The sequence below is a fragment of the Micromonospora maris AB-18-032 genome (genome assembly GCF_000204155.1).
GTDB classification, from domain to species: Bacteria; Actinomycetota; Actinomycetes; order Mycobacteriales; family Micromonosporaceae; genus Micromonospora; species Micromonospora gifhornensis.
In genome coordinates this window covers 4,206,046-4,220,765 of the sequence record NC_015434.1, presented here as the reverse complement: position 1 = coordinate 4,220,765, position 14,720 = coordinate 4,206,046, and the positions used below count along the sequence as shown (strand labels likewise).

18 protein-coding genes are annotated in these 14,720 nt (G+C 72.0%); 13 read left to right on the top strand and 5 right to left on the bottom strand.

Annotated elements, in window-relative coordinates; genetic code table 11:
• Window positions 1-15: 15 nt before the first annotated feature.
• Window positions 16-987: a pirin family protein gene (locus VAB18032_RS18690; protein WP_013734451.1), complete on the top strand. Its 972-nt coding sequence runs from the start codon at window positions 16-18 to the stop codon at window positions 985-987.
• A gap of 49 nt (window positions 988-1,036) precedes the next feature.
• Window positions 1,037-1,699 (top strand): hypothetical protein, encoded by a 663-nt coding sequence (locus VAB18032_RS18685; protein WP_013734450.1) that lies wholly within the window; start codon window positions 1,037-1,039, stop codon window positions 1,697-1,699.
• Window positions 1,700-1,920: 221 nt separating this feature from the next.
• Here the strand turns inward: VAB18032_RS18685 and VAB18032_RS18680 are convergent, their stop codons facing one another.
• On the bottom strand, window positions 1,921-2,193 hold the full coding sequence (locus VAB18032_RS18680) for a DUF2795 domain-containing protein (RefSeq protein ID WP_013734449.1): 273 nt from the start codon (window positions 2,191-2,193) through the stop codon (window positions 1,921-1,923).
• Window positions 2,194-2,334: 141 nt separating this feature from the next.
• On the opposite strand from VAB18032_RS18680, the gene VAB18032_RS18675 reads away from it, so the two are divergent.
• Window positions 2,335-2,745, top strand: coding sequence for a DUF2267 domain-containing protein (locus VAB18032_RS18675; protein ID WP_013734448.1), 411 nt, complete (start codon window positions 2,335-2,337; stop codon window positions 2,743-2,745).
• A 46-nt stretch (window positions 2,746-2,791) separates the two neighbouring features.
• Here VAB18032_RS18675 and VAB18032_RS18670 read toward each other — a convergent pair whose 3' ends face one another.
• A complete protein-coding gene (locus tag VAB18032_RS18670) occupies window positions 2,792-3,958 on the bottom strand; it encodes a CaiB/BaiF CoA transferase family protein (RefSeq protein ID WP_043724923.1) in 1,167 nt (388 codons plus the stop codon).
• Between the two features lie 223 nt (window positions 3,959-4,181).
• Here VAB18032_RS18670 and VAB18032_RS18665 point away from each other — a divergent pair, with 223 nt between their 5' ends.
• From VAB18032_RS18665 to VAB18032_RS18645, 5 genes are all read left to right on the top strand, one after another.
• On the top strand, window positions 4,182-5,198 hold the full coding sequence (locus VAB18032_RS18665; RefSeq protein ID WP_013734446.1) for a TerC/Alx family metal homeostasis membrane protein: 1,017 nt from the start codon (window positions 4,182-4,184) through the stop codon (window positions 5,196-5,198).
• Window positions 5,199-5,272: 74 nt separating this feature from the next.
• Entirely contained in the window at window positions 5,273-5,863 is a 591-nt protein-coding gene (locus VAB18032_RS18660; protein WP_193386326.1) for a sulfite oxidase-like oxidoreductase, read from the top strand.
• 8 nt (window positions 5,864-5,871) lie between these two features.
• Entirely contained in the window at window positions 5,872-6,594 is a 723-nt protein-coding gene (locus VAB18032_RS18655; protein ID WP_013734444.1) for a ferredoxin reductase, read from the top strand.
• 55 nt (window positions 6,595-6,649) lie between these two features.
• Window positions 6,650-6,934: a DUF6510 family protein gene (locus tag VAB18032_RS18650; protein WP_013734443.1), complete on the top strand. Its 285-nt coding sequence runs from the start codon at window positions 6,650-6,652 to the stop codon at window positions 6,932-6,934.
• A gap of 50 nt (window positions 6,935-6,984) precedes the next feature.
• A complete protein-coding gene (locus VAB18032_RS18645; RefSeq protein WP_043721240.1) occupies window positions 6,985-8,286 on the top strand; it encodes an NAD(P)/FAD-dependent oxidoreductase in 1,302 nt (433 codons plus the stop codon).
• Window positions 8,287-8,407: 121 nt separating this feature from the next.
• On the opposite strand, the gene VAB18032_RS18640 is transcribed toward VAB18032_RS18645, so the two are convergent.
• Window positions 8,408-9,388 carry a 4a-hydroxytetrahydrobiopterin dehydratase gene (locus VAB18032_RS18640; RefSeq protein WP_013734441.1) on the bottom strand — a complete coding sequence of 327 codons (981 nt, stop codon included), beginning with the start codon at window positions 9,386-9,388 and terminating at the stop codon, window positions 8,408-8,410.
• Window positions 9,389-9,596: 208 nt separating this feature from the next.
• Between VAB18032_RS18640 and VAB18032_RS18635 the strand changes: the two genes are divergently transcribed.
• Window positions 9,597-9,890, top strand: coding sequence for a hypothetical protein (locus tag VAB18032_RS18635; protein ID WP_043724920.1), 294 nt, complete (start codon window positions 9,597-9,599; stop codon window positions 9,888-9,890).
• Window positions 9,891-9,948: 58 nt separating this feature from the next.
• On the opposite strand, the gene VAB18032_RS18630 is transcribed toward VAB18032_RS18635, so the two are convergent.
• Together VAB18032_RS18630 and VAB18032_RS18625 are read right to left on the bottom strand one after the other, a co-directional pair.
• Window positions 9,949-10,293, bottom strand: a complete 345-nt coding sequence (locus tag VAB18032_RS18630) for an STAS domain-containing protein (RefSeq protein ID WP_013734439.1) — start codon at window positions 10,291-10,293, stop codon at window positions 9,949-9,951.
• Window positions 10,294-10,392: 99 nt separating this feature from the next.
• On the bottom strand, window positions 10,393-10,722 hold the full coding sequence (locus tag VAB18032_RS18625; RefSeq protein WP_050814765.1) for an STAS domain-containing protein: 330 nt from the start codon (window positions 10,720-10,722) through the stop codon (window positions 10,393-10,395).
• Window positions 10,723-10,995: 273 nt separating this feature from the next.
• Between VAB18032_RS18625 and VAB18032_RS18620 the strand changes: the two genes are divergently transcribed.
• From VAB18032_RS18620 to VAB18032_RS18605, 4 genes are all read left to right on the top strand, one after another.
• On the top strand, window positions 10,996-12,726 hold the full coding sequence (locus VAB18032_RS18620; RefSeq protein WP_013734437.1) for a PP2C family protein-serine/threonine phosphatase: 1,731 nt from the start codon (window positions 10,996-10,998) through the stop codon (window positions 12,724-12,726).
• Window positions 12,723-13,781: a cobalamin B12-binding domain-containing protein gene (locus VAB18032_RS18615; RefSeq protein ID WP_013734436.1), complete on the top strand. Its 1,059-nt coding sequence runs from the start codon at window positions 12,723-12,725 to the stop codon at window positions 13,779-13,781. The genes VAB18032_RS18620 and VAB18032_RS18615 overlap by 4 nt, the downstream gene beginning before the upstream one ends.
• A gap of 77 nt (window positions 13,782-13,858) precedes the next feature.
• Window positions 13,859-14,212 carry an STAS domain-containing protein gene (locus VAB18032_RS18610; RefSeq protein ID WP_013734435.1) on the top strand — a complete coding sequence of 118 codons (354 nt, stop codon included), beginning with the start codon at window positions 13,859-13,861 and terminating at the stop codon, window positions 14,210-14,212.
• Window positions 14,213-14,266: 54 nt separating this feature from the next.
• Entirely contained in the window at window positions 14,267-14,719 is a 453-nt protein-coding gene (locus VAB18032_RS18605; protein WP_013734434.1) for a response regulator, read from the top strand.
• Window position 14,720 lies beyond the last annotated feature (1 nt).

Sequence of the window (14,720 nt, the reverse complement as noted above, 5' to 3'; positions counted from 1 at the left end):
GCGTAGAGTCGGCTCGTGGAGCCTACCGAGTCGATGCCGGCGCAGACCCGACCGCCCGGGGTGGCGACCGTCGATCCCGGCAGCGTCCTGCTGCCCGGCCACGACGTACCCCTGGGCCGCTACACCACGGTCCGGCGACTGCTGCCGCAACGCACCCGGCGGATGGTGGGCGCCTGGTGTTTCGTCGACCATTTCGGCCCCGACGACGTGGCACAGCGCCCCGGCATGGAGGTGCCGCCGCACCCGCACACCGGCCTGCAGACCGTGACCTGGCTGCTCGACGGTGAGATCCTGCACCGGGACAGCCTCGGCAGCGTCCAACCGATCCGTCCGGGGCAGCTCAACGTGATGACCTCCGGCCACGGCATCGCCCACTCCGAGCGGTCGCCGGCCGACCATCCGCCGCTGATGCACGGCGTGCAGCTGTGGGTGGCGCTGCCGGACCCGGCCCGCTCCGGCCCGGCCGACTTCGCCCACCACGCGCAGCTGCCCCGCTGGCGCGACCGGGCGCTGGACGTGACGCTGCTGGTCGGGGAGTTGGAGGGTGAACGGTCACCCGCCCGGGTGCACACCCCGCTGGTCGGCGCGCAGCTGGAACTGGCCGGCACCGAGCCGGTCGGCCTGCCGTTGCGGCCCGACTTCGAGTACGCCCTGCTGGCCCTCGACGGCGCGGCGGAGGTCGACGGCGTACGGGTCGCCCCGGGGGCCCTGCTCTGGCTGGGCACGGGACGCACCGAGTTCACCCTGCGCGGCGCGGCGGGCACCCGGCTGATGCTGCTCGGCGGCACCCCCTTCGAGGAGCCGCTGGTGATGTGGTGGAACTTCGTCGGTCGCAACCACGAGGAGATCCACGCCGCCCGCGAGGACTGGATGGCCGGCCGCCGGTTCGGCACGGTCGCCGAGGACCCGGATCCCCCGCTGCCCGCGCCGGCCCTGCCGACGGTCCGCCTCAAGGCCCGGGACCGGGCCGGCGGCTGGCGGGACTGACCGGCCGCCACCGCAGGCGTGAGCGGCCCGGGCGCGGGTAGTAGCCGGCATGGCAACGGCGACGTCCACCATCGAGGACAAGAAGCGTCTGGTACGGCGGCTGGCCGGCAGCGGTCGAGGTTTCGCCGAGCAGTACGGCTTCCGGGTGACAAACAATCCGGCCAGCCTGTTCCAGCTGCTCTGCCTCGCGATCCTGCTGGCTCGCCGCGGCGACTACCGGCGGGCCCTGGACAGCGCACACGCACTGCCGGACGCCGGGTGGGACAGCGCCGCCCGGTTGGCCCGGGCACTGCACGAGGACCTGGTCCGGGTGCTGCGCGAGCGCGGTCAACGCGGTGACGTCGACGCGCTGGCCGACCTGCTGGGTGACCTGGCCCGTACCGTGGTGCAGCGGTATCGGGGCGACCTGCGGCGGCTGCGCTCCGCCGCCGGGTACGACCCGGACCGCGAGCGGGAGTTGCTCACCGCGCTTCCCGGGGTGGACGCCGCGGTCGTCGAACTCTTCCTGCGCGAGGTCCAGGCGCTGTGGGGCGAGGTGGCGCCGGTGGCCGACCGGCGGGCGTTGGCCGCGGCCCGCCGGCTCAAGCTGGGCCGGTCCGCCGAGGATCTCGCCGTGCTGGCCGGCGGTGGCGAGTCGGAACGGCTGGCCTGGCTGGTCGGGGCGTTGGCCCGGATCGACCTGGAGCGCCGGTACGCGGAGCTGCCCGCCTGAGATATTCGTTCGACGACCCCCTGCTGACCGTTCGGCTGATGCGTGTCGTATGATTCTCGCGGTAGCAGCAGTCACCCGGTTCGGGTGATCTGTGGGCCGCCTGGTGGTCCCGACCGGTTCGGACGGGACACCACCAGGGCAGGTGGCTACTCAGGGGCGCCGCCGGTCGCGGTTCGTGGCCGGGGCGCCCTCCTGACGCTCCGGCCGCCGCGCCGCCGGTTTCAGATGCTGCGCAGGTGTTGCGAGACCCGCTGATGACGCTTGTCCCGGCCGGCGGCGGCGCGCTGTGCGTCGTCCACCTCGGGAGCTGCCTCGATGCCCGCCGAGCGGGCCACCTCCGGGCCGTTGGCATAGTCCACCGGTGGCAACGCGCGCAGGGCACGCAGCACGTCCGGCGGAGCTCCCTCCCGCTCGGCCTCCCGCAGCACGTCGTCCTTGCCGGCGGGATAGTCCAAACTGGACAGGTAGTGCAGTACGTCGGCGTAACTCGCCATGGTGTCGGCTCCTCCCGGCTTCGATCCGCCACGACCGGGCGCGGTTACCCGGCCGAGCCGGTGTCACGCGCCGCAAGCGGGAAAACCGGCAGCCGTTTCCGGCGCGTCGCCGCGGGTAACCGCGCGGCGAGGGGGTACGCGATGAACTACGACACGTTCGTCGATCAGGTCGCCCAGCGCACCAGCACGTCCTCGCAGCGGGCGGTGGAGCTGATCGAGGCCACCCTGGCGACGCTCGCCGACCGGTTGACCGGTGGCGAGGTGCTGGATCTGGCCGTTCAACTGCCCGAGCCGCTGCGGCTGCCGCTGCGACCGACACCCGCCACCGAGGCGGCGGAGCGCTTCGGCGCCGGCGAGTTCGTCGCCCGGGTGGCGCTGCGCGCCCAGATCGACGAGTCGGCGGCCCGCGGCGTGATCAGCGCGGTGTTCATCACCATCCGTGAGGCGGTGACCGGCGGCGAGTTCGACGAGCTGGTCGTGCAACTGCCCCGCGACTACCGCGACATCGTCGAGCCCGCGATGGCCCCCGGCGCCACCCTGCGCCGCCGCTGACCGACGGCCGGCACGTCACGGCGGCACGATGCCGGGCAGGGCGGGCTCAGCCGACCGTGCCGGCGGCCCGCAGTTGCGCCACCCGGTCCGCCGGGTAGCCGATCTCGTCGAGCACCTCGTCGGTGTGTTCACCGGGCCACGGTGGTGGTCGACGTACCGCGGTGGGGCTGCCGGAGAACCGGGGGGCCGGTGCCGGTTGGCGTACCCCGTCGTGGACGACGAAGGTCCGCCGGGCGGCCAGCTGCGGGTGCTCCGGTGCTTCCTGCCAGTCGAGCACCGGTGCCAGGCAGGAGTCGGAGGCGGCGAGCAGGGCCGCCCACTCGTCCCGGGGCCGGGTGCGGAACAGCCGCGCCCAGGCAGCCCGCAGGGCCGGCCAGTTCGCCGGGTCGGTGCGGTCGGGCGCCTCGTCGGGCGGCAGCGGGAAACCGGTGCGACGGACCAGTTCGTCGTAGAACTTCGGCTCCAACGCGCCGACGGCGATGTACCGGCCGTCGGCGCACTCGTAGCTGTCGTAGAACGGGGCGCCGCCGTCGAGCAGGTTCACCCCCCGAGGGTCCTGCCACATGCCCAGCCGGCGCAGCGCGTGAATCTGGGTGCTGAGCACCGCGACGCCGTCCACGATCGCCGCGTCGACCACCTGACCGGCCGCGCCGCCGCGTACCGCGTACAGCGCGGCCACGACGCCCAGGGCCAGCATCATGCCGCCGCCGCCGAAGTCGCCGAGCAGGTTGAGCGGGGGCACCGGCGGCTCTGCGGCCCGGCCGATGCCGTGCAGGACGCCGGTCAGGGCCAGGTAGGTGATGTCGTGTCCGGCGTACGGCGCGTACGGGCCGTCCTGCCCCCAGCCGGTCATCCGGCCGTACACCAGTCGCGGGTTGACCGCGTGGCAGTCGGCCGGGCCGAGGCCGAGCCGTTCGGTCACGCCCGGGCGGAAACCCTCGATCAGGGCGTCGGCGTCGCCGATCAGGGCCAGCGCCACCTCCCGGCCGTCGGTCGACCGGAGGTCCACGGCGATCGAGCGACGCCCCCGGTTGAGCAGGTCCGGGTGCGGGGTGCCGAAGCCGCTCGGGTCCACGTCGCCGACCCGGTCCACCCGGATCACATCGGCGCCGAGATCGGCGAGCATCATCGCGGCGAAGGGGCCGGGTCCGATGCCGGCCAGCTCGATCACGCGTACGCCTGTCAACGGGCCGGTCGGCAGCTCAGCGGTCATCTCGGTCACGATAAGGGCTCGCTTCCGCGCCGGTGTGACGCGACCCGCCCGCCCCGCCTGGCGGGCCGGTTCGGGCTGTCCTAACCTTGTCGGGACGAGGGGAGTACTTCCCACGAACCATACCGGTCAGTACGGCGTGCCCAGGGTGCGCCTCGGGTGGTTGCCCACGATTCCGTGGGTGAAGGAGACCTCGAACATGACACGGTGTTCGAGGAGGCCCCAAATGTCCGAAATGTCGTACGTAGCTGCCGGTTTGCAGTCAATCGGCACGCCCTCGCTCTGGGCGATCACCATTGCCGGAGTCATCGCGCTGCTGGTGCTCGACTTCGTGGTGACCCGGCGCCCGCACGAGGTGTCGCTGAAGGAAGCACTCGGCTGGTCCGCCTTCTACATAGCCCTGCCGCTGGCCTTCGGCGCCTGGGTCTGGTCGCAGTACGGCAGGCGGGAGGGCATCGACTACCTCGCCGGCTACCTGGTCGAGAAGTCGCTGTCGGTCGACAACCTCTTCGTCTTCATGCTGCTGCTGGCCGCCTTCGCGGTGCCGAGCGTGCTCGCTCAGCGGGTGCTGCTGTTCGGCATCGCCGGTGCGCTGGTGCTGCGCGGCATCTTCATCGCCCTCGGCGCGGCGGCGCTGCAGACGCTCGACTTCGCCTTCCTGATTTTCGCGCTGATCCTGCTGTTCACCGCGGCCAAACTGCTCCGGGACGCCTTCACCGGCCACGAGCAGAGCGTCGACATCGCCAACATGCGCTCGGTGCGCCTGCTGCGCCGGTTCATGCCGGTGGTCAACGAGTACCACGGCACCAAGATGACCGTCCGGGTCGACGGTCGCCGGGCGTTGACTCCGCTCGCGCTGGTGGTGGTGGCGGTCCTCGCCACCGACGTGGTCTTCGCCGTCGACTCGGTGCCCGCGGTCTACGGCATCACCGAGGACCCGTACCTCGTCTTCGCCACCAACGCCTTCGCCCTGCTCGGCCTGCGGGCGCTGTACTTCGTGCTGCACGCGGCGCTGAGCCGGCTGGTGCATCTCAGCTACGGTCTGGCGATCATCCTGGCCTTCATCGGCGTCAAGCTCGGCCTGCACTGGGCGCACGGCATCTGGGAGAGCGTCCCGATCATCCCCACCGAGATATCCCTGATGGTCATCGTCGCCGTGCTGATCATCGTCACCATCACCAGCCTGCGGGCCACCCGCAACGTCGTACCCGGGTCGAAGGAGGTCGTCACCGAACGACGGTGACCGGACACGCCGGGCCGGCCTGCGAAGCAGGCCCGGCGTACTTTCGGGCGTGGTAGGACTGAGCGGTGGGAATCATCACGCCGGGCTTCTCGGGTCGGCCGCGTTCCGCTGCCCCGGATCTGCCGCCCGGGCAGTACCTGACACCGGACTTCCCCGTGCTCTCCGCCGGTCCCACGCCGAAGGTGCCGCGTGACACCTGGGAGTTCGTCATCACCACCGAGACCGGCACCGAGCACCGGTGGAGCTGGGACGAGATGATGGCGCTGCCTCAACAGACGCCGACCGTCGACATCCACTGCGTCACCCGCTGGTCGAAGCTCGGCACCAGTTGGCAGGGGGTGTCGCTGGACACCCTCTTCGAAGACGTGGACACCGCCGCCGACTACGCCCTGGCGCACTGCTACGGCGGCTACACCACCAACCTGCCGCTTGACGACCTGCTCGACGGGCAGGCCTGGCTGGTGCACACCTTCGACGGGGAGGACCTCCCCGCCGAACACGGCGGTCCGGCCCGGCTGCTGGTGCCGCACCTCTACTTCTGGAAGTCCGCCAAGTGGGTGCGCGGCATCCACCTGGGCCACGAGGACACCCCCGGGTTCTGGGAGACCGCCGGCTATCACGACTACGGTGACCCGTGGCGTGAGCAGCGGTACCAGGGCGATTGAGCGCGCGGATGCGCTGGCAGCCGGCTCGGCTGGTCAGCCGCCGGGTCGAGACGGCGACCGCGCAGACCCTGGTGCTCGAGGTGCCGGACTGGCCCGGCCACCTGCCCGGCCAACACGTCGACATCCGCCTCACCGCCCCCGACGGCTACCAGGCGGCCCGCTCGTACTCCCTGGCCGGTCCCGCCGACGGCGACCGGATCGAGGTGACCGTGCAGCGGGTGCCCGACGGCGAGGTGTCGCCGTTCCTGGTGGACGGCTATCAGGTGGGCGACCCGGTGGAGGTTCGTGGGCCGCTGGGCGGTTGGTTCATCTGGCGACCGCAGCAGACCGAACCGGTGCTGCTGGTCGCCGGCGGGTCGGGCGTGGTGCCGCTGATGGCCATGATCCGGGCCCGCCGGGCGGCGGGCAGTCGCGTCCCGTTCCGGTTGATCTATTCCGTACGCACCCCGGACGACGTGTTCTACGCCGAGGAGTTGCGGCAGCGGGTCCGTGACGATGCCGGCCTCGACGTGGCGTACGTCTACACCCGCGAGGCGCCCGAACAGTGGCCGGACCGGCCGCACCGGATCGGCCTCGCCGACGTCAACACCCACGGCTGGCCGCCGGAGCTGGAACCCCGGGTGTACGTCTGCGGCCCCACCGGGTTCGTGGAGACCGTCGCCGACCTGCTCGTCGGGTTGGGACACCCGGCCCGCCTGGTGCGGACCGAACGCTTCGGCCCGACCGGCTGAGGAAGTACCCGACCGGCTGAGTGCCGCCCGAGCGGCTGAGTGAAGGAGGCCCGGTATGACCACGCTGCCGTACGTCGACGGCAACATGCTCGACGGCCCGTTGGGGGAGGTGTTCGCGGTCGACGTGAGCACGGCCACCGGCCGATGCGCCCACTGCGGCACCACCGGCCCGGTCGCCGCCCTGCGGGTCTACTCGCACGCACCGGGGCTCGTGGTGCGCTGCCCGACCTGCGCCGAGGTGATGATGCGACTGGTCCGCGCGCCGGACCGAGCCTTCCTGGACCTGCGCGGGACCGCCCTGCTCCAGCTGCCGCTGCCGCAGGTGTCCGCCGGAGGGTGACCGGGCCGGCGTGGACGTTTGTCTCAGTCATCCACGGGAACCGGTCCGAGATGACGAAACCTCGTGTGGTGATCGTGGGAGCCGGGTTCGCCGGTTACCACGCGGCGAAGACGCTGAGCCGGCTGGCCCGCGGCCGGGCCGAGATCGTCCTGCTCAACTCGACCGACTATTTCCTGTATCTGCCTCTGCTGCCCGAGGTGGCGGCGGGTGTGGTGGAGCCCGGCCGGATCGCCGTGCCGCTGACCGGCACGCTGGGCGACGTCCGCGTGGTCATCGGCGAGGCCGATCACGTCGATCTGCAGAACCGGTGGGTCGGCTTCACCCAGCCCGAGGGGGACCGTAACCGGCTGGCGTACGACCGGCTGATCCTCTCCGTCGGCAGCGTCAACAAGCTTCTGCCGATCCCCGGGGTGACCGAGTACGCGCACGGCTTCCGTGGCCTGCCCGAGGCGCTGTACCTGCACGACCACGTGATCCGGCAGATCGAGCTGGCCGAGCAGGCGACGGACCCGGCCGAGCAGCAGGCCCGGTCGACCTTCGTCGTGGTCGGTGCCGGCTACACCGGTACGGAGGTGGCCGCGCACGGGCAGCTCTTCACCGATGAACTCGCCAGCCAGCGACCCCGGCTGAAGATCCGCCCGAAGTGGATGCTGCTGGACGTCGCGCCGCGGGTGCTGCCCGAGTTGGACCGGCGGATGTCGCGCACCGCGGACCGGGTGCTGCGCCGACGCGGTGTGGATGTCCGGATGGGCACCTCCGTCGCGGTGGCGACCGCCGACGGCGTCAAGCTCACCGACGGGGAGTACGTGCCCACCTGCTCGCTGGTCTGGTGCGTCGGGGTACGCCCCGACCCGTTCGTGGCGCAGTTGGGTCTGCGTACCGAGAAGGGGCGGTTGGTCGTCGACGAGTACCTCAACGTCCCCGGCTTCCCCGAGGTGTACGCCTGCGGTGACGCCGCCGCGGTGCCGGATCTGACCCGGCCGGGCGAGATCTGCACCATGACCGCGCAGCACGCCCAGCGCCAGGGCCGGCTCGCCGCGCACAACATCGCCGCCTCCTACGGTCAGGGCCGTCGTCGCCCGTACAAGCACCACGACCTGGGCTGGGTGGTCGATCTGGGCGGCAAGCAGGCCGCGGCCAACCCGCTCAACGTGCCGTTGTCCGGCCTGCCGGCGAAGGCGGTCACCCGCGGCTACCACCTGCTGGCCATGCCCGGCAACCGGGCCAGGGTGAGCGCCGACTGGGTGCTGGACGCGGCGCTGCCCCGCTCGGCGGCCCAACTGGGCCTCGTGCCGGCCGATGCGGTGCCGCTGGAGAGCACCTCGCCGGAGGTGCCCGCCTGGGCGCACTGAGCCGGTACGGACCGGTGCGGTGATCAGAACGGACAGGCCACGAGGCCGGTGGACGGGGTGCCCACCGGCCTCGTTCCTGCTGCCCGCCTCACCGGCCCGCTCGATCCGGCCGGACGCCGGCTCAGCCGGCGTTCAGGCCCGCGCCCGCCTCGTCGATGGCGGCGTCGATCGTGTGGGCCAGATCGACATCCAGCGCGGTCACCCCACCGGCATTACCGGTGCGGACGGTGAGCACCGCCGTGGTCGGGTCCGCCCGGCCGATACGCGGTCCCCGACCGGTCTGGACGCGGAGTTGGTCGAGCCGGTCCAGCACCCGGTCGAGATTGTCCGACGGCAGCTCAAGGGTGCGTGTCAGCACCTCGTCGTCGCCCGACCAGTACGGCAGAGCATCGAGCGCGGCGGCCAGTTCCGAGCCGGTCAGCGGCGCGGTGGCGCTACTGGCGCCGACCAGGCCACCGCCGACGGCCATCGGTTCCAGCAGTTCCCGCAACTGGTCCGGCACGTGCAGCGACTCGACCAGGTCCCCGTCGCGCTCGGCGAGCGCCGCGAGGGTGGCCTCGGCCTGGTAACGGGCCTGCTCAGGACTGCGGCCGCTGATCCGCCCCACCTCGGACAGGAAGCCGGGCAGATCCTCGCGCCGTTCGATGCCGTCGACCGGCACGACGTCGTGCAGCGACGCCGGCACCGCCGCCAGCAGACGTTGACGCTCGGCCGTGCCCAGCGCCCAGGCCAGCACGAGCACCGTCGACTCCACACCCACCTTCGCGGTGCGGAAGTCGACGCCGGCTCGCCGGCCGACGTCCGCGACGAGATCCTGGTAGCCCATGGTGGTGACGCCGGGGTTGCCCACGCCCGCCTCGGGCAGCGGTCGGCTGGTCTGCGGGACACCGGCCGACGGCGGAGCGGGACCACCTCGCGTGGTGTTCGGTTTGTGGCGCTGACCGGCCGCCGGTGGGCCGGACCGTCGGGACTGGTCGAGATGGGTGAGTTGCTTCGACGCGCTCAGGCTGGCGCCCGTGTCGGCGGCCTGCCGGCCGCGCTCACGGGCCTGCCGGGCCAGCGCCCGCCGCCGCTGGTTGTCGCCCTCCATCTGCTTGCGCATGCTGACACCTCGCTTCCGCTGGTGTGCTGCTTCGGGCTTCGTCGGTGGCCTTCCCACCGCTACCGGGAACGAAACGATCGGCCCGGATCGCAAGACGGCGCGGGCAGGCACGCTTCATCCCGGCCGGGTGAGGGCCGCTCACCCGACCGGCGTCGATGATCGCAGCGGACCGGAGATCTTCCGAGGCACGGCGGAAGGGCAGGTCATGATGAAGCGGATTGTCGAGATCGTCCCGGCTCGGCCCGGCTGGTACGCCCGCTGGCGACTGGCCCCCGAAAACACCCGCTGCTATCCGGTGAGTCTGTGGGCGCTGCTGGAAGATGCCGACGGCACCGGACGTGAGGTGATCGGCGTCGACTGCGCGGGACAGTGGCCCGGTGACGGCGGAACAGATGCGGAGTTCGTCCGCTATCTGTTCCAGACGCCGGATTCGGGCCTGCCCGACGACGCGGAGCCGATGCCCGAGGCCCGTCGTGCCGGATCGGTCGTGACGGCGCCCTGAGCCATCCTCCGGCCCCCGGCCCCTGGTCCCAGGGTCGGGGGCACCCCCGACGCCGGTGTCAGCCGGCGGCCTGCGCGTCGCCGCCGTCGGCGGGCGAGACCTGGAGCAACTCGGCCAGACCGGTGCGGTCGAGCAGTTGTCGGAGGTTGGGGTTGATGCCGACCAGCCGGATCGGGACCGGACTGCCCCGGTGGGCCACTACGAGCGCACTCAGACCCGAGGAGTCGCAGATCGCCACTCCGGCCAGGTCGATGAGGAGGTGCCGGTAGCCGTCCCGGCGTAGCTTCTCGACGGCGCTGATCAGTTCCGGAGCGCTGTCGAAGTCCAGGTCACCGGTGAGCCGCAGCTCCGCACGTCCGACATCGAACCGGCTGACCTCGATGGCCAACAGCTGGGAGGACATGCCTCCATGCTCCCAGCCCCGCCGCGGAACGCAAGTCGCGGGGGTGCGCGATTCACCGCCACGCGAACGGGCCGGCGTTCCGCCGACCACGCGGATCGTTCAGGCGGTGACCGTGGGTTGTCCGTCCGGCTCGGTGCCGAGCGGCGCGTCGCCGCTCGTCGAGCGGGCGAGCAGGTTGGTGACCCCGGTCATGTCCAAGATGGTCTCCAGGAACCGAGGCACCGCGCGCAGCCGCAGGGTCACGCCGTCGCGCAGCCCTTCACGCCAGGTGTGCACGATGATGCTGAGCCCGGTGCTGTCGATGAACTGGAGGTTGGCGAAGTCGAGCACGAGGGTGGCGGGACCGGCCTGCAGTTCCCGGTCGATCTCCGAACGCAGCGGGCTCGCGGTGGTGTAGGCGAGATCGCCGCCCACCCGAATCACCGGCATGTCGGGATCGGACCGGTCGACGATCACGCTCAGCGGCGTGGTCTCGGGTCTTCGACCGTGGGACAGCAACGATCACGCCTTCCGCGGCTGGCGGGCGGGCAGGGGCGTCCGGATCGTAACAACCTCGTCGTCGCCCTGACTGAGGGGCGGCCGGTAGCGTCGGAACGTCGCTCGACTGGCGGTGCGCCGACACCGGCGTACCCTGGTGACGGAACGCGACCAGGCACACCGCGGCGCGCGGGTGCGGCATCGAGAAGGAGTGGGGCTCACCTGGTGACTGGTGCCGACGTCAGGGACATCGACCCCGGCGACGGACGGTTCACGCCGAGTGCCCCGCAGGCCCCGGCGTGGAGTCCTGCCGCGTCCACCGCCGCCCCGCCCACCATCGATTCGTCGGAGTTCGCCGGCTGGCCGGAGATCGTCGAGCACCTCCGGGAAGGGCTGGTGCTGTGCGGCCCGGACGGCGTGGTGTGGCAGGTGAGCCCGGTCGCGCAGCGGCTGCTTCCGGAGATCGTCGTGGGTGGTTCCTGCGCCGTATTCGACGCACTGGACGGCTCGACCGCCGAGATCGTGCGCAACGGACGTCGGCTGCGGGTCCGGCGGGTGCCGCTCTCCGCCGGCCCGACCTGCTGGTACGTCGAGGACGTCAGCGAAGACAGCGGCCCGGCCGACGAGTTGGCGGCCGAACGCGCCCGCTCGGCGTTCCTGGCCGTGGTGGGGGAGAAACTCGGCAACCCGTTGCACCCCGACCGCGCCGCCGCTGCCGTGGTGCGGCTCGCCGTGCCGACGCTGGCCGAGGCGGCCGTGCTGATCCTGGCACCCCGCTCCGGGCGGGCCCGGTGGTGGCGAGCCCGCCGGGCCGAGGACGATCTGCCCACTCTGGACCGGGGTGTGCTGGCCGCGGCGGAGCTGCCCGCAGCCGTCATCGACAGCCTGCACGGTGTGCAGCCGCACACCGTCGACTGGCTCGCCGAACAGGCCGTCGAAGCGGGCTGGCTGCCCGGCATCGACGCCGCCGACGCCAGTGTCCGACTGGTGGCGTTGCCCGGTCGGGACGCGCCGGTGGGCGTGTTGCTGGTGGCCCGGCCGGCGGCCCACTGGTACACCGACGACGATCTCGACCTGCTGCGGGCCTTCGCCGACCGGGCCGGCGCGGCGTTGACCACCGCCCTGCTCTACCGCAACCAGGCCGAGGTGGCCGACACGTTGCAGGCGAGCCTGCTGCCGGTGGAGCCGGCGGAGGTGCCGGGCGTGCAGTGGGGCACGGCGTACCGGCCGGCGCAGGCCGGTCTGCGCATCGGCGGCGACTTCTACGGCTCCCACCGGTTGCCCGACGGTGGCTCGGTGTTCTTTCTCGGCGACGTCTCGGGCAAGGGGGTGGAGGCCGCCGTCTTCACCGGCCAGCTGCGCCAGTGCCTGCATGCGCTGCACCGCATCGAGGCGCAGCCGGCCCGGTTGCTGCGGCTGCTCAACGACGCGCTGCTGGAGAGCACCCTGGCGCACGGGCAGGGTCGGTTCGCCACGATGGTGCTGGGTGTGGTCCGGCCGCACCGTGACGGCGGCCTGGTGTTGACGCTGGCCGGCGGAGGCCACCTGCCTCCGCTGGTGGTGCGGTCCACCGGTGAGGTGGAACAGCTCCCGCTCAACGGGATGCTCATCGGGGTGGTCCCGGACCCACGGGTCAGCCAGGTTTCCACCCGGCTCGCCCCCGGCGAGACCTGTCTGCTCTACAGCGACGGGGTGACCGAGGCACGCGGCGGTCGCCGGGGCGCGGAGCAACTCGGCACCGAGCGCCTGATGCAGGCGTTGACCGGCTGCCAGCGGATGCCGGCGCCGGCCCTCGCCGAACGGGTCGAGCAGATCACCTGCGACTGGCTGGCCCAGCGCGACCACGACGACATCGCGGTGCTGGCGCTGCGTGCCACCGGCACCCGGCCACACCGGCACCTGCACGCGGTGCCCACTCCGACTCCGGTGGTGCGGGAAGGGGCGACGACCTCGTGACCATGGCGACGACGGGCATCTCTCCCGCAGCGCTCTACCCGCGCTATCTGCACTGCCTCGCCGAAGCCGACGAACCGGCCGCCGTCGAGGTGGCCCGGGAACTGCTCGACGCGGGCGTGCCTGCCGACCGGGTGCTGCTGGATCTGGTCGCACCGGCGCAGGCCGAGGTGGGGGAGCGGTGGGCGCGCAACGAGTGGAGTGTGGCCCAGGAACACGCGGCCACGCACGTCAGCGAGCGGGTGGTGGCGGCCATCGCCGCGTACGCCAATCCCCGAGGCGACCGCGGTCGGATCGTGGTGGCCTGTATGGACGGTGAGTGGCACGCCCTGCCGGCGCGGCTGGTCGCCGAGGTGCTGCGGCTGCGGGGCTGGCAGGTGACCTTCCTGGGGGCCAGCGTGCCTGCCGCGCATCTGGTGTCGTACCTGCACCGGCACGACGCGTACGCGGTCGCGTTGGCCTGCGCGCTGCCGATGCGCCTGCCCCAGGCCCACCGGATGATCGAGGCGTGTCAGCGTTCGGACGTGCCGGTCGTGGTCGGCGGCCGGGGTTTCGGCGCGGACGGCCGCTGGGCGCGTCGCCTCGGAGTGGCCTGGGCGCCGGACGGTCCCACCGCCGCCGACCTGCTCGGCGACGAGCGGGTGCTGCGGGCCGTGGCGCCGGCCGACCTGGCCCACCTCGCCGACGACGAGTACGCCGGCCTGGTCGGTCGACGTGGCGAACTGATCGACAGTGCGCTGGCCGACCTGGCGCAGCGGATGCCGGGCTTCGGCGACTACACCCCGGCCCAGTTCGACTCGACGGTCAGCGATCTCGGGTACATCCTGGACTTCCTCGCCGCCGCGCTCTACGTCGACGACGGCTCGTTGTTCACCGAGTTCGTCGAGTGGCTGGTGACCATTCTGGCCAGTCGAGGAGTGCCGGCCGCCGCGGTGGGTGCGACGTTGCGGCACTACGCGGGCGTGCTGCACGACTTTCCGCGCGCCGGAGCGTACCTGCGAGCCGGTGGCGCGTCGCTGCCGGCGGCAGGGCGTCGGCCCCTTCCGTCGGAGGCGTAAAATGCCGCCCGCCGTGTGGCACGCACTATACTTGCCGCACTGCAAGCATTCGTCCCGTGCGGCGAGAGGGGATTGTCGTGGCGTTCACCGTCACGTACGCCGATCGTGACGGTGGCGGACCGGCCCGCCTCCGTCTCGCCGGCGAGCTCGACATGAGCAGCGCCCCCGAGTTGAACGAGGCGATCGACCGGTTGGCCGCCGCCGGGCAGCGACGGTTGTTGATCGACCTGGCCGAGCTGACGTTCTGTGACTCGACCGGGATCGCCGTCTTCGTACGCGGCGACAACCGCGCTGCCGAGCAGGGCGGTTGGCTGCGGATCACCGGCGCGACCGGTCGGGTGGAACGGGTGCTCAAGGTGACCGGCCTGGCTGATGTGCTCGGGTACGGATCTGCCGACCCGGGACCGGACGACCGTGTCGGAATGGGCTAGATTCCCCGCCAGCATAGGATCGCAGATCCCGTCCTCGCCGACCTGAGGCAGGTAATGATGGCCGCTCGTACCCTTGACCCGGTTCGCATCCTCGTCGTGGACGACGACCCGGGTGACGTGCTCATGATCGAGGAGGCGCTCTCCGCCTCCGACGTCGACAAGGTCATCGACGTGGTCGGCGACGGTCAGGAGGCGATGGAGTTCCTGCGCCGCGAGGGCCGGCACACCGACGCGCACCGCCCGGACGTGATCCTGCTCGACCTCAACATGCCCCGGATGGACGGGCGTCAGGTGCTGGGCGAGGTGAAGGGCGACGCGGATCTGCGCACCATTCCGATCGTCGTACTGACCACGTCGAACGCGGACACGGACATCATCAGCAGCTACACCCTGCAGGCCAACGCGTACGTCACCAAGCCGATCGACCTCGACGACTTCAACGACGTGGTGCACCGCATCGACGAGTTCTTCGGCCGGGTGGTCGTGCTGCCCAAGCAGCGCCCCTGAC

Bases quoted from the DNA above. Each gene is read 5' to 3' on its own strand.
- VAB18032_RS18625 (WP_050814765.1), bottom strand. From the start codon at position 10,722: ATGCCGGTGATTCGGGTGGGCGGCGATCTCGCCTACACCACCGCGAGC.
- VAB18032_RS18655 (WP_013734444.1), top strand. From the start codon at position 5,872: ATGCGCTGGCAGCCGGCTCGGCTGGTCAGCCGCCGGGTCGAGACGGCG.
- VAB18032_RS18630 (WP_013734439.1), bottom strand. From the start codon at position 10,293: ATGTCCTCCCAGCTGTTGGCCATCGAGGTCAGCCGGTTCGATGTCGGA.
- VAB18032_RS18675 (WP_013734448.1), top strand. From the start codon at position 2,335: ATGAACTACGACACGTTCGTCGATCAGGTCGCCCAGCGCACCAGCACG.
- VAB18032_RS18605 (WP_013734434.1), top strand. From the start codon at position 14,267: ATGATGGCCGCTCGTACCCTTGACCCGGTTCGCATCCTCGTCGTGGAC.
- VAB18032_RS18665 (WP_013734446.1), top strand. From the start codon at position 4,182: ATGTCCGAAATGTCGTACGTAGCTGCCGGTTTGCAGTCAATCGGCACG.
- VAB18032_RS18645 (WP_043721240.1), top strand. From the start codon at position 6,985: ATGACGAAACCTCGTGTGGTGATCGTGGGAGCCGGGTTCGCCGGTTAC.
- VAB18032_RS18670 (WP_043724923.1), bottom strand. From the start codon at position 3,958: ATGACCGCTGAGCTGCCGACCGGCCCGTTGACAGGCGTACGCGTGATC.
- VAB18032_RS18635 (WP_043724920.1), top strand. From the start codon at position 9,597: ATGAAGCGGATTGTCGAGATCGTCCCGGCTCGGCCCGGCTGGTACGCC.
- VAB18032_RS18680 (WP_013734449.1), bottom strand. From the start codon at position 2,193: ATGGCGAGTTACGCCGACGTACTGCACTACCTGTCCAGTTTGGACTAT.
- VAB18032_RS18685 (WP_013734450.1), top strand. From the start codon at position 1,037: ATGGCAACGGCGACGTCCACCATCGAGGACAAGAAGCGTCTGGTACGG.
- VAB18032_RS18650 (WP_013734443.1), top strand. From the start codon at position 6,650: ATGACCACGCTGCCGTACGTCGACGGCAACATGCTCGACGGCCCGTTG.
- VAB18032_RS18640 (WP_013734441.1), bottom strand. From the start codon at position 9,388: ATGCGCAAGCAGATGGAGGGCGACAACCAGCGGCGGCGGGCGCTGGCC.